Here is an 11,749-nt window from a genome sequence, read left to right as displayed (position 1 = left end):
TCGGAGCTAGCGGCGGCGCAGCGACCGCAGGCGCGAGACGGCGGCGTAGAGGCGCGGATCGCGCTTGATCCGCCGCTTCGTCCGGGTGAGGCCCAAGCGCGCCACCCCGTAGGCGCGTCCTCGAATGGTCACCGGCACAACGGTTTCGACCAGCTCGATGGTCTCGTCGCAAATGCTGGCCTTGTAGCGGGCTTCCCCGACCCCGAGGTCGAAGCCCTGCCGGCCACGCGCCGTCTGGTCTCGCACGAGGTGCTGCAGCAGCAGATCGCCCGGGCTGAACCGGGCGATCTCCGGATCGGGATCGAACGACGTCATCATGCCACTGAAACGGCGGTCGCTCACCGCCCCCCCGAAGGTCGCGAGCACACGCCCGCTCTCGGCGAGGCACAGGGCATGGAGTTCGATCGCCGGATCGGCGCCGGAAGTGGCCGCCGACAGGAAGTGACGGATCGGATCGGCGGCATAGGGATCGGCGACGCCCATCCCGGCGAACCGGGCCGCTTTTTGCGCGTAGAAGGCGGCGAGGTAGCGGGCGGCTTCCTCAGGGGTCTCCGCGCGGCGGTACGCGAGGGCACCCTTGGCTTCGACGAGGCGCTTTTCCTTCGAGCGCAACTTCTTGCGGGCGTCGGCGCTGAACACCCGGCGCACCGTCGCCTCGGGATCCGGTCCCAGCATCAGCCCATAGGCATCGCTGGCCTCGGGTTCTCCCGTGAACGCCAGCGGGTTGGCGGCGCCCTCCCACATCCGGGGCTGATGCTGAAGGGCGAAGACGTCGATGCCGGAGGCGCGCCCTGTGCGGATCAGGGCCGCGGTGACCTCGCCGGGGGCGATGGCGGCCGCATCGCGGGTGGCAAAGAGCGGCATGTGAAAGTTCGCGTGCGTGTCCCCGACGGTGCGTGCCACGGCGAGGCCGAACTCTCGCCGCACCACCAGGGGCAGGACGATGCGCGGCCGGCCGTCGCCATCCCGCAGCACGACGATCCGCGCGCTGTCAGCCGCGCCGGTCGCCCGCAGGTAGGCGGCAACCCAATGGAACCGCTGGTAGGGAGTCTGGAGGCTCGCCGCATCGGATTCGAGCTGCCGCCAAAGAGCCTCGACAGCTGTGAGATCGGCGACGATCTCCGCCGTCAGCGTGCCACGCGTGCGCGCGCCGATCATGTCCATTCCCGCTATTTGGACGCCGGTCGCCATGGTCTCGATCCTCCCGCCGGACCGGGAACGATCCGTAGCCGGGCGCCGAAACTGGGGGTGCCCGCTGAATAGCCCGTGACCTCAATGGCGAAGACATCCATTCCAGCGCGCTGCGACCCGTCAAAACGCCAGCTTGGCTAATACAACCTTGCGGTGTGGACTGTTCCGTCACGCGGATTCCGGCTTTGTTTACCGCGCTGCGCGAAGGCTGGCGGTGCCAGGGCGGTTCGGCTCGAACGGTTTCCTTCCATGATCTCGTCGCGTGCCAAGCATCGGGTCTTCTCGTCCGGCTTCCGCGCGATCCAGGCCCTGGGGGCAGATCGCTGGCTCAGTCCCGCCGCCCGGGGCCTCGGTGTGATCCTCACCTTTCACCACGTCACGCCGGAGCCGGTCCCGGCCTTCGCGCCGAACCGCCTGCTGTCCATCACGCCGGACTTCCTCGCGCTGACATTGCGCGAACTCGACGCGCGCGGGTTCGAGGTCATCGGGCTCGACGCGGTGCCGGAGCGCCTCGCCGAGCCGGATTACGGGCCGCCCTTCGCGGTCCTGACCTTCGACGACGGATACCGCGACAACGTCGAGCACGCCCGTCCGGTGCTGGCGCGGCACGGGCTACCCTGGACGCTGTTCGTGACCAGTACCTTCGCGGACCAGAGCGGCCGGCTGTGGTGGATCGAGCTGGAGCGGGCGATCGCGCGGCTCGACCGGGTGCGGATCTCCGTCGGTCCGCGCAGCCTCGATCTGCCGGCACGGAGCCCGCAGGAGAAGGCCCTCGCCTTCGAGGCCGTCTATCGCGACCTGCGCCGCGGCACCGAATCGGAGCTGCTCGACCGGATCGCCGATCTCTGCGCGCAGGCCGACTTCGCGCCAGGGCGGGTCGCGTCCGAACTTTGCCTGTCCTGGGATGCGTTGCGGGATCTGGCCCGGGACCCCGCGGTGACGATCGGCGCCCACACGGTCAGCCACCCGATGCTCGCCAAGCACGACCCGGCGACCGCCGCGCGGGAGATCGTCGCGGGCCGCGCCAGGATCGAGGCCGAGCTCGGCCTGACCGTGCGACACTTTTCCTACCCTGTCGGCGACCCGACCTCGGCGGGGCCGCGCGAATTCGCGATGGCGCGGGAGAACGGTTTCGCGACCGCCGTGACGACCCGACCCGGCCACCTCTTCCCGGAGCATGCCGGCCACCTGCACGCGCTCCCGCGCGTCTCGGTGAACGGCTGCCACCAGTCGCGGGCGGCGCTCGCCGGCCTGTTGTCCGGCGTCCCGTTCTTGGCCTGGAACCGGGGCCGGCGTCTCAACGTCGCATGAGCGCCTTCCCGCGGTCTCGAAGCCGGCTCGGCGTGCGGAAATGCCAATGGTACGGCCGCGAGATGCTGCCCGTTTCGAACTGCGCTACCGTCGGCGGCGATGCCGGTAGCCGCTCGTGAACGAGGCGTACTGCCGGCCCCTGCGCGACCGGTAGCGGCTCCGTCGGCTGGGCATGGTCTCGGTTACATCTTCGGCCTGCGGGATCGCCTCGGCGAGGGCGGGAGCGGCCGCCGCGTCGGCCGACGCGTAGCCGCCCGCCACATTCTTGGCTGCCGGCCCGAACATCGCGAGACATTGATTGTAGGCGAGATCGTTCTTCAGCCGCTCGCACTCCGCGATGGAACGCGGCGTTCCCTGTGCGAGGACGGGAAGCGGCGCGACCAGCAGGGCGAGTGCGGCCAGATGCTTGAGGCGCATGGGCGAGCGATACACGAATGGATCTCGAAAACGGGCGGGAGGCTTCTGGCGCCCGAGTGCGGCGAAATCGAGGGGTCGCCTCAGCGATCCGGCCGCTCCATCCAGCGGATCAGCGGCATCAGCGGGACGATCCAGGCGATGCCCAGGATCGAGTAGAGCACGGCCTGGATCGCCGCCGGTGTCTCGGCGATGCGGCTGTCGGCCAGTGCCATCGCCAGCGGCCCGTAGAGGCAGACGAAGGCCAGGATCGCGACAGTGCCGATCAGGGTGCGGGTGCGGCGGCGCATGGTCATCCCTTCAGCCTCGCGATCCTTGCAGCGGCGCTGATGGCTGACGGCTAACTTCCGCCGGCGCGCTTGGCAACGCGCCACCTGCCGCGGGCTGCGGCGCCGCCGACGTTGCCCGCACCGCGCGCTTCCCCTAACGGGTCGCAACGGCCGGACGGATCCGGCCTCCACGGAAGGGATGCGCGTGGTCATGGGAGTCTCGGCGGACCATCGATCGGGAGCGGTACGGGCTTGGCTCTACGTGGTCGCGGCTCTCGTCGTCGCCATGGTCGCCGTCGGTGGCGCGACGCGTCTGACCGGATCCGGCCTGTCGATCACCGAGTGGCGTCCCGTGACCGGCATCATACCGCCCCTGTCTGAAGCAGACTGGGCCGCGGAATTCGCCAAATACAAGGACACGCCGCAATACAACATCCTGAACCAGGGGATGGGTCTGTCGTCCTTCAAGGTGCTATACGGTTGGGAATGGGGCCATCGCCTGCTCGGACGGCTCATCGGCTTGGTGTTCTTCCTGCCGCTGGTCGTGTTCTGGTGGCGCGGGCTCATCAGTCGGCGCCTCGGATTGGGGCTGCTCGCGCTGGGCGTACTCGGGGGTTTCCAGGGCGCGATCGGCTGGATCATGGTCGCGTCCGGCCTCCAGCCGGGCATGACCGCGGTGGCGCCGCTGAAGCTCGCACTGCATCTTACCACCGCCAGTTTGATCCTGACCGGGCTCGTCTGGCTCGCGGCCGGCGAGCGCGGCGGCATCGTGGAAGCCGCGCCCGGACGTGTCCGGGCGGTCGCAGCGCTGCTGCCCGTGATGGTGCTGGTGCAGATCTTCCTCGGCGGCCTCGTCGCCGGATCGCATGCCGGGCTCGTCTACAACACTTGGCCCGGCATGGATGGCGATCTCGTGCCGTCGCTGGACAGCCTCTTCGCCATCCGCCCCTGGATCGAGAACTTCGTCGACAATCACGCCCTGGTCCAGTTCGACCACCGGATGACGGCGTACCTGATCGTCGCCGTCGCCGTCCTGCACGCCTTGGACGCCCGCCTCACCGGCTCCTCCGGGGCGGCCGGGCGCGCGAGCGGCGTGGCAGCCTTGGCGCTGACCCAGGCCGGCCTCGGGATAGCGACGCTGCTCCTGGCGGTGCCGCTCTGGGCCGCCCTGGCACATCAGATCCTGGCGATGGCAGTCCTGACGATGGCCACGGTCCACGCGCGTCTTAGCCGCGGCGTCGGCCGCGTCCGGCTGAGAGGGACGGAGCCTGCGCTCGGTTTCGAAGGGCTGGCGCATCGCAGCGCATGAGCTTTTCGGCGGCGCGGCGGGGCCCGCGCCGCAGGAGACCTTTACCGTCTTGGCCGGAAGCTTGGGATAACTTGCCCTCAGCACTCTGCACATGGAACGACTGAGACCCCTCAAGCTTTAAACTTCAAGCGTTGCAGGAGGCCTTAGGATGTCTCTCGCGGAGGACGGTCGCCCACTCACTCTGACGTGGCATTACACGCCGCGGGAGATCGTGGCGGATGGTGTGGTCCACGGCCTCGGCGTCGTCCTGGGCCTGGCCGGTGCGGTGGCCCTGGTGGCGACGGCGGTCACCGGGCATCTGGGCTTCGGGGAGCGGGCCGCGGTGGTCCTCTACGCAACGGCGCTGGTCCTGATGCTGGGCGTCTCGGCGGTGTACAACCTCTATCCGGTGAGCCCTCGGAAATGGCTGCTGCGCCGCGCCGATCACGCGCTGATCTACCTCATGATCGCAGGGACCTACACGCCACTGGTGGCACTCGTCGGGTCCGGACGTAAGGCCTACATCCTGCTGGCGGTGATCTGGGCTGTCGCGCTGGTCGGGATCGCCGTGAAGCTGCTGCTGCCAGGGCGCTTCGATCGCCTGTCGATCGCCCTGTACCTCACGCTCGGGTGGAGCGGCCTGCTCGCCTACGAATCGGTCATCGCAGCCCTGCAGCCGACAGCGCTATGGCTGCTTGCGATCGGCGGCGCACTCTACTCGGTGGGTGTGGTGTTCCACATCTGGCGCAAGCTGCCGTTCCAGAACGCCATCTGGCACGCCTTCGTGCTCGCCGCCAGCGCCTGTCATTACGGGACGATCTGGGCGAGCCTGAATGGGTTGCCGCTGACGTAAATAGATTCTTGGTCAGTAAAACTCCGCTTACCCTCTCGCGGAAAAGGTCGAAGCGGGCGGCCACGCTTTAAGTTTGCTGCGACGCTCAGCGCCCCACAATCCTGGGACTGATATTCCCGGGAGCGATACCGTGGCTGCGGAGCCGAACGAGACTCGAACCGTCCAGTCCCACCGGATCCTGCACGTATTCCGAGCACCGGTCGGCGGCTTATTCAGGCACGTGATGGATCTTGCGCGCCTGCAGGCGAGCGCGGGACACGCCGTCGGCATCGTCTGCGATTCCACAACGGGCGGAGAGCGTGGCGGGCAGGCTCTGGCCGAACTCCTGCCCTGCTTGGAGCTCGGGCTCGTCCGAATCCCGATGCGGCGTGACCCGCACCTGTCTGATCTGACCTGCCTGCGCGCCGTGTCACGGCGGGCGGCGGCTGTTGGCGCGGATGTCCTCCATGGGCACGGAGCCAAGGGCGGCGTCTATGCGCGGCTCGCGCCCGCTGACTCGGCGATCCGAGCCTACACCCCGCACGGCGGAAGCTACAATTACCGGCCGGGCAGCCCGCTGCACCGGGTCTACATGGCCGCCGAAGCCGTGCTCGCCCGGAGGACCGACGCGTTCCTGTTCGAGAGTGAATATGTCGCGAAACGGCACCGGGCGTTCGTGGGCGGCCCGGACCGCGTGACCCGGATCGTCCACAACGGCATCGCGGAATCCGAGTTCGCCCCGGTTCCGCTGGCCGAGGATTGCTTCGATCTGCTCTATGTCGGCGAGCTGCGCGAGGCCAAGGGCCTGCCATACCTGCTCGAGGCGCTGGTCAAGCTCCGGGCCGAGGGCCGCGCGCTGCGTCTGCTGATGGTCGGATCCGGCCCGGATGCCGACAGCCTGCGCAGCATGGTGAGCCAGCTCGGCCTTTCGGGCGCGGCAGCCTTCGAGCCGCCGCAGGCGATCCGGGCTGCGCTGGCAAAGGGCCGGATCCTGGTCGTTCCCTCGCTCGCGGAATCGCTGCCCTACGTGGTCCTGGAGGCCGCCGCCGCGTCCCAGCCGCTGGTCGCCACCAGCGTCGGAGGCATTCCGGAGATCTTCGGTCAGGCCGCCGTCGACCTCGTCCCGTCCCGCGATGCCGGCGCTCTCGCCTCCGCCATCCGCCGGGTGCTCGACGAGGCCCCGGAGGTGCTCGCCGCACGAGTTCAAGGCCTCAGCAGATCGATCCGTCAGCGCTTCTCCCTCGAGCGCATGGGTGGCGACGTTATCTCCGGCTATGCCGCGGCATTCCAGGCCCGCGACGAGCGCCGCAGCGTGGGATCGCGCAAGCTCGCCCAGACCAGAACTGCCTGAGGCCACGCTGACGTGAGCCGTTTCGCAAGCCCGGCGCGGTGAAGCCGACCGCACCGGACTCGCCTTTAAGTATTCCGACAGTCCGCCATGCGAGGGTCAAGGCCTTCAGCCGCCGACTTGTCCGGGAGGAGCCAATCGATGAGCGCGTTCGATATCCGCGATCTCCTTGAGGCGACCGGTCCGCTCGATGCGCAGGCGAGCGCGACCCGCAGAAGCGGCGCAGTGCCGCTCGCCGAAACGGTGGCCCCCGGGCCGGCGGCGATCTCACCGCTGGTCGTGGCTGGCTTGGTGCGGGCGATCGAATGCGTCCTGATCTGCAGTCTGGGTGCGCTGCTGCATGTACTGATGCTCCGCGGACGCGTGCCCTTCGGGGTGACCTATGCGGGCATCATCGGACTGATCTCGGTGACGACCGTCGCCTTGGTTCAGGCGTCGGGTGGCTACCGGCTCTCCGCCTTCCGCGCGTTCATCAAGACGTCGATCCGGCTGATCGCGGCGTGGTCGACGACCTTCCTGATGGTCGCCGCCGTACTGGTGCTCGCCAAGGTCGCCGATCATTACTCGCGCCTGTGGCTCGGGGCCTTCTTCGGGACCGGCCTCGCGGCGCTCCTCATCGGTCGCTTCGCCCTCGCCCACGTGATCGATGCACAGACTCGGGCTGGCCGGTTCGACCGCCGGACTGCGATCGTCGGCGGCGGCAAGCCGGCCGAGGACCTGATCGGTGCCCTGGAATCGCAGAACGACAGCGGCATCCGCATCGTCGGCGTGTTCGATGACCGCAATGTCGACCGCTCCTCGGACGTGGTGGCAGGCCACCCGAAGCTCGGCAATGTGGACGACCTCGTATCCTATGCCCGGCACGCCCGCCTCGACCTGATCGTGTTCACGATTCCGATCACCGCGGAGGCGCGCATCCTTCAGATGCTGGCGAAGCTCTGGGTGCTGCCGATCGACATCCGGCTATCGGCCCACGCCGCCAAGCTGCGACTGCGCCCGAGAAGCTACTCGTATCTCGGTTCGGTTCCGGTACTCGACGTCTTCGACCGTCCGATCGCCGACTGGGATGTGGTTATGAAAGCCGTCTTCGACCGCTGCGTCGGGCTGCTGATGCTGGTCGCGCTGTCGCCGGTCATGCTCGCGGTCGCGCTGGCCGTACGCCTGACGTCGCGCGGGCCGATCCTGTTCCGGCAGAAGCGCCACGGGTTCAACAACGAGTTGATCGAGGTCTTCAAATTCCGGTCGATGTATGTCGACCAGTGCGACGCCGGCGCATCCAGGATGGTCACGCGCCACGACCCGCGCGTGACGCCCGTGGGCCGCTTCATCCGCAAGACGTCGCTGGACGAGCTGCCTCAGCTGTTCAACGTGCTGAAAGGCGACCTGTCGCTGGTCGGGCCGCGCCCGCACGCGCTGCAGGCCAAAGCCGCCAACACCCTGTACGATCAGGTCGTCGACGGCTATTTCGCCCGCCACAAGGTCAAGCCCGGCATCACCGGCTGGGCGCAGGTAAACGGCTGGCGCGGCGAGACCGACACGTCCGAGAAGCTCCAGCGCCGCGTCGAGCACGACCTCTATTACATCGAGAACTGGTCGGTCCTGCTCGATCTACAGATCCTGCTCACCACGCCGTTCGCGCTGCTCAAGACCGAAAACGCTTACTGAATGCCGGTGGCCGCTGAACCGGGGCGAGAGCAGCGTTCCTATCCCGGAAGCCGGCGCCCGCGGGCGCCGGCCGTTCGCGCGGCTACGGCAGTGCGCCGGCCTTCTCCTTGGCCTTCATGATCGTGTCGCGGCAGGCCTGAGCATCGCCCGCCTTGTCCTCGTCACGGGCCTTCGCCACGAGCTTCTTCGCCTCCTCGACGCCCGACGCGCTGGGCTTCACGCCGGCATCGCTCTTCGTCAGGGTCGGCGGCGTCGCGAGAGCCTTGTCGGAATTCGAGGAGGTCGTACCGCCGGGCGGCGTCGTGCCTGTCACCGAAGCGGCGCCCGAACTGTTGAGGCGCCGCTCCAGGGTGGCTACCTCGTCGGCGCACGGGGTCGCCAGGGCCGGCGTAGCGGCAGCGAGCGCCAGGGCTGCAATTGCACATCTCATCATCATCGAGGCGTTTCTCCGGGTCCTCATGCCGCCTTCGGCTTGACCGGCCCGGCTTACCGGGCGGCTCAGCCGAATCGTCGGCAGCTCCCGTGAGAGACGCGGCGGAGGGAGGCCCGTTCCTGAGGCTTGAGGCCGCACCGATCGGGACCACGAAGGGCGCCCCCTGCGGTCCGAAGACAGCAAGGAGGCGCCCGACCCTGGGCCTGCGACGTCTCAGTACTTCCTGATAATCGGCTCAGCGGCCATCGGCACCGGATCGGGACCGAAGGCGTAGCGAATGCCGGCATAGATCGAGAGCGGCTGCGCAAGAGTCGTGGTCCGCGGATCGGTGATCCCCACGTTGCCGGCCACGGCGCCGGGCTGGGCATAGGTGCCGAAGGTCGCGTAACGGTTGTTGGTCAGGTTAGTGACCATCCCGAACACTTCCAGGTTCTTCGTGACTTGGTACTTCGTCTGGAAGTTCATCACGTAGTAGGGCGGCAGCTTGCGGTTCAAGTTCGACTCGTCGCCGCGGTAGTAGGACGCCGAGAAGGCCTGGAGATAGAGGCCGACCTGCCAATCGGGAGTGATGAAATAGTCAAACCCAGCCTTGAACTGGTGGTTGGGCACCAGCGGAACGACGTTGCCCTTGCGCACCTGGATCGCGCCGTCATCGGCCAGCGGATTGTTGGGCGAGGACAGCGTGCCGTTGAACTGGAAGGTGGCGTCGACCAGGGCGTAGTTGGCGTAGACCCGCAGGTAGTCGGCCGTGTACTCGCTGCCGACCTCAATCCCTTGCCGCTGGGTGGAGGGCACGTTCACGAAGTAGGCGCGAGCGGTGTTTCCGGGCGTAGCGAGCGATAGGATGTCGTTGGTCAGGTCGGTGCGAAAGGCGCCGATCTTGTAGGTGATGACGCCGCCGTCATAGGTGTTGGGCAACGCTCCGCGGAAGCCGACTTCGTAGGTCCGACCGGTCACCTGCTTGAGCGGCGGATCGGCCACCAGCGAGTTCGGCAGGAGGCAGGGCCGGGCCGGATTGGCGCAGGCCAGCTCCAGCGGTGTCGGCGCGCGGTTCGACTCCGAGTAACTGCCATAGAGGTTCAGCGCGTCGGTGAAGCGGTAGGTCAGGCCGGCGACCGGATTGATCTTGTTGTAGTAGTGCGTCCCGGTTACGTCCGGCGAGAAGCCCGTGAGATCCTCGCTCTCGATGCGCGCGAAGTTGAGCCGCGCCCCGGCGGTGAGCGACAGCCGGTCGGTGACGTCCAGGGTGTCGAGGGTGTAGAGGCCCATATAGACGTTCGAGCCGTTGACGGAGCTCGGCGCGATGCCGAGCGCCCCGGCCGTCCGAAGCATCGGCGTCCCGAGACCGGGAATGGGGCCGTAATAAGGATTGCTGGGATCGGTGGTGATCGACAGGTTCGGATTGATCACCCCCAGCGTGCTGGACGACTTGAACGAGTAGTTCGCCGTATCGATGCTGCCGCCCACCACGAAGCTGTTGGGCAGGCCGAAGACCCGGTCGCGATTGGACGCCTGCAGCGAGCCGCCGAAACCCGTGGCCTCGGTCTGGGTCGTGTCGAGGGTGCCGTAGGGGATGTTGGCCCGGAACGGGACGCGCTGATTTTGCTGGCCCAGAATCAGGAACTGGTTTCGGAAAGCATTCTGTGACTGGCCGGCGGAGGGGCTGAACCCGTCATCCTCGTAACAGAGAAAGCCGCGGTAGCTGGAACGCGAGCTGCACTGTTCGAAGTTGCCGTCGTTTCCGTCCACGTAGGTCTGGCTGAAGCGGCGGAAATAGGCGTTGCCGGCGAGATCCCAGGTCGGCGAGATATCGACCCGACCGGTGAGCTGGATGGTTCCGACCTCGGTGGTCGTGGTCTGCGGATAGGTGAAAATAGCCCGCGGATCGCGGTGGGTGAAGTCCACCGGCGTCGCCGCGGCCGCCCCGAAGTAGCTGCGTGCGGCGAGCCCGATCAGGTGGAATTCCGAATCCTGCGAGCGGTAGCCGAGGTCGCCGTAGAGTCGGCCGATCGTGCTCGGGCTCTCGTAGCGCCAGCCGCGATCGTTCAGCCCGTCGCCGGTGAAGTACACGCTCCAAGGCCCGGAGACCTTGCCGTATTCGAGATAGCCGGCCGTGCGCGCGTCGGAGCCGCCCCAGGCGCTGATCTCCGTGCCCTGCCACGTGAAGCCATTCTTCATCTGGATGTTGACCGCGCCGCCGAGCGCGTTGAGGCCGAAGACCGGATTGCCCGTCACCACGTCGATGCGCTGGATCGCCTGCGGGGGGATCAGATCGAAGTTGACGGTGTCGCCGAACGCCTCGTTGATGCGCACGCCGTTCTGATAGACAGCGAGCCCCTGTGGCACGCCCTGGACCGGCGAGGCGGTGAAGCCGCGATAGGTGACGTCGGGCCGGTTGGAATTGCCCTGCGCGTCGGACAGGTTGATGCCGGGCGTCCGCCGCGCCAACGTGGCGATGACATTGTCGGAACCGCGATCGGCCGCGATGTCGCTTGCCGTGACCGTCTCGACCGTGCTGGGGATCTTGTAGAGCGGTTGGTCGCTGCCGCGCAGGCGGACCGGACCGCCCGGCGGGACGGCGGAACTGGCCGCAGCCTGCGGCGCAGGTCCGTCGAGGTTCTGGGTTCCGCTCGCGTTGCCGCCGCCCGAGCCCACTGGCGTGGTCGACACGACACTGATCTCGCCGAGGGTCACTGCGGTCTGCGCTTGCACCGCGCTGGGGAGCATCGATCCCCCGAGTATCGACGCAGACGCGACGAGGCTGCTCCGAAGCGCCCGAAGTGACATCCCATTCCCCTTGCCATGACCCCACGCCCGTTTCTGACGGGCTTGCAATCATTCTTGGCGAGTCGGGGAAGCGGAGACAATTGATCCGAAACCACGTGTGCCCAGTTTCGGCAACCTTTGGGAAATACGGCGATCGAACGCGGACCGACGTGGTTTAATGGCAACAGTTTTTATAACGATTTCAGGAGCTTAGGGAGATTTCGGCAAGCAG

At 67.6% G+C, this 11,749-nt stretch carries 10 protein-coding genes; 5 read left to right on the top strand and 5 right to left on the bottom strand.

The window, feature by feature from the left end:
* Window positions 1-6 precede the first annotated feature (6 nt).
* Window positions 7-1,191, bottom strand: coding sequence for a GNAT family N-acetyltransferase (locus Q8W67_RS06120; protein ID WP_305542276.1), 1,185 nt, complete (start codon window positions 1,189-1,191; stop codon window positions 7-9).
* Between the two features lie 249 nt (window positions 1,192-1,440).
* On the opposite strand from Q8W67_RS06120, the gene Q8W67_RS06115 reads away from it, so the two are divergent.
* Window positions 1,441-2,502 (top strand): polysaccharide deacetylase family protein, encoded by a 1,062-nt coding sequence (locus Q8W67_RS06115; RefSeq protein WP_305542273.1) that lies wholly within the window; start codon window positions 1,441-1,443, stop codon window positions 2,500-2,502.
* 84 nt (window positions 2,503-2,586) lie between these two features.
* Here Q8W67_RS06115 and Q8W67_RS06110 read toward each other — a convergent pair whose 3' ends face one another.
* A complete protein-coding gene (locus Q8W67_RS06110; protein WP_305542492.1) occupies window positions 2,587-2,919 on the bottom strand; it encodes a hypothetical protein in 333 nt (110 codons plus the stop codon).
* An 80-nt stretch (window positions 2,920-2,999) separates the two neighbouring features.
* Complete coding sequence (locus Q8W67_RS06105) at window positions 3,000-3,206, bottom strand: DUF2842 domain-containing protein (protein WP_305542489.1); 207 nt, start codon at window positions 3,204-3,206, stop codon at window positions 3,000-3,002.
* A gap of 190 nt (window positions 3,207-3,396) precedes the next feature.
* Between Q8W67_RS06105 and Q8W67_RS06100 the strand changes: the two genes are divergently transcribed.
* The 4 genes from Q8W67_RS06100 (at window position 3,397) to Q8W67_RS06085 (ending at window position 8,318) form a co-directional block, all read left to right on the top strand.
* Window positions 3,397-4,494, top strand: coding sequence for a COX15/CtaA family protein (locus tag Q8W67_RS06100; protein ID WP_305542270.1), 1,098 nt, complete (start codon window positions 3,397-3,399; stop codon window positions 4,492-4,494).
* Between the two features lie 148 nt (window positions 4,495-4,642).
* Window positions 4,643-5,326 carry a hemolysin III family protein gene (locus Q8W67_RS06095; RefSeq protein ID WP_305542267.1) on the top strand — a complete coding sequence of 228 codons (684 nt, stop codon included), beginning with the start codon at window positions 4,643-4,645 and terminating at the stop codon, window positions 5,324-5,326.
* Window positions 5,327-5,456: 130 nt separating this feature from the next.
* Window positions 5,457-6,656 carry a glycosyltransferase family 4 protein gene (locus tag Q8W67_RS06090; RefSeq protein ID WP_305542264.1) on the top strand — a complete coding sequence of 400 codons (1,200 nt, stop codon included), beginning with the start codon at window positions 5,457-5,459 and terminating at the stop codon, window positions 6,654-6,656.
* Window positions 6,657-6,794: 138 nt separating this feature from the next.
* A complete protein-coding gene (locus Q8W67_RS06085; protein ID WP_305542261.1) occupies window positions 6,795-8,318 on the top strand; it encodes an undecaprenyl-phosphate glucose phosphotransferase in 1,524 nt (507 codons plus the stop codon).
* 82 nt (window positions 8,319-8,400) lie between these two features.
* Here the strand turns inward: Q8W67_RS06085 and Q8W67_RS06080 are convergent, their stop codons facing one another.
* Both Q8W67_RS06080 and Q8W67_RS06075 read right to left on the bottom strand, forming a co-directional pair.
* The gene (locus Q8W67_RS06080; RefSeq protein WP_305542258.1) at window positions 8,401-8,754 is read right to left on the bottom strand and encodes a hypothetical protein; all 354 of its coding nucleotides are present in this window, start codon (window positions 8,752-8,754) and stop codon (window positions 8,401-8,403) included.
* A 210-nt stretch (window positions 8,755-8,964) separates the two neighbouring features.
* Window positions 8,965-11,538, bottom strand: coding sequence for a TonB-dependent receptor (locus Q8W67_RS06075; protein ID WP_305542254.1), 2,574 nt, complete (start codon window positions 11,536-11,538; stop codon window positions 8,965-8,967).
* Window positions 11,539-11,749 lie beyond the last annotated feature (211 nt).

This window comes from Methylobacterium sp. NEAU K (assembly GCF_030700285.1).
GTDB lineage: Bacteria > Pseudomonadota > Alphaproteobacteria > Rhizobiales > Beijerinckiaceae > Methylobacterium.
This window is presented reverse-complemented; position numbering and strand designations above follow the sequence as displayed.

Bases quoted from the DNA above. Each gene is read 5' to 3' on its own strand.
- Q8W67_RS06120 (WP_305542276.1), bottom strand. From the start codon at position 1,191: ATGGCGACCGGCGTCCAAATAGCGGGAATGGACATGATCGGCGCGCGC.
- Q8W67_RS06115 (WP_305542273.1), top strand. From the start codon at position 1,441: ATGATCTCGTCGCGTGCCAAGCATCGGGTCTTCTCGTCCGGCTTCCGC.
- Q8W67_RS06110 (WP_305542492.1), bottom strand. From the start codon at position 2,919: ATGCGCCTCAAGCATCTGGCCGCACTCGCCCTGCTGGTCGCGCCGCTT.
- Q8W67_RS06105 (WP_305542489.1), bottom strand. From the start codon at position 3,206: ATGCGCCGCCGCACCCGCACCCTGATCGGCACTGTCGCGATCCTGGCC.
- Q8W67_RS06100 (WP_305542270.1), top strand. From the start codon at position 3,397: ATGGGAGTCTCGGCGGACCATCGATCGGGAGCGGTACGGGCTTGGCTC.
- Q8W67_RS06095 (WP_305542267.1), top strand. From the start codon at position 4,643: ATGTCTCTCGCGGAGGACGGTCGCCCACTCACTCTGACGTGGCATTAC.
- Q8W67_RS06085 (WP_305542261.1), top strand. From the start codon at position 6,795: ATGAGCGCGTTCGATATCCGCGATCTCCTTGAGGCGACCGGTCCGCTC.
- Q8W67_RS06080 (WP_305542258.1), bottom strand. From the start codon at position 8,754: ATGATGATGAGATGTGCAATTGCAGCCCTGGCGCTCGCTGCCGCTACG.
- Q8W67_RS06075 (WP_305542254.1), bottom strand. From the start codon at position 11,538: ATGTCACTTCGGGCGCTTCGGAGCAGCCTCGTCGCGTCTGCGTCGATA.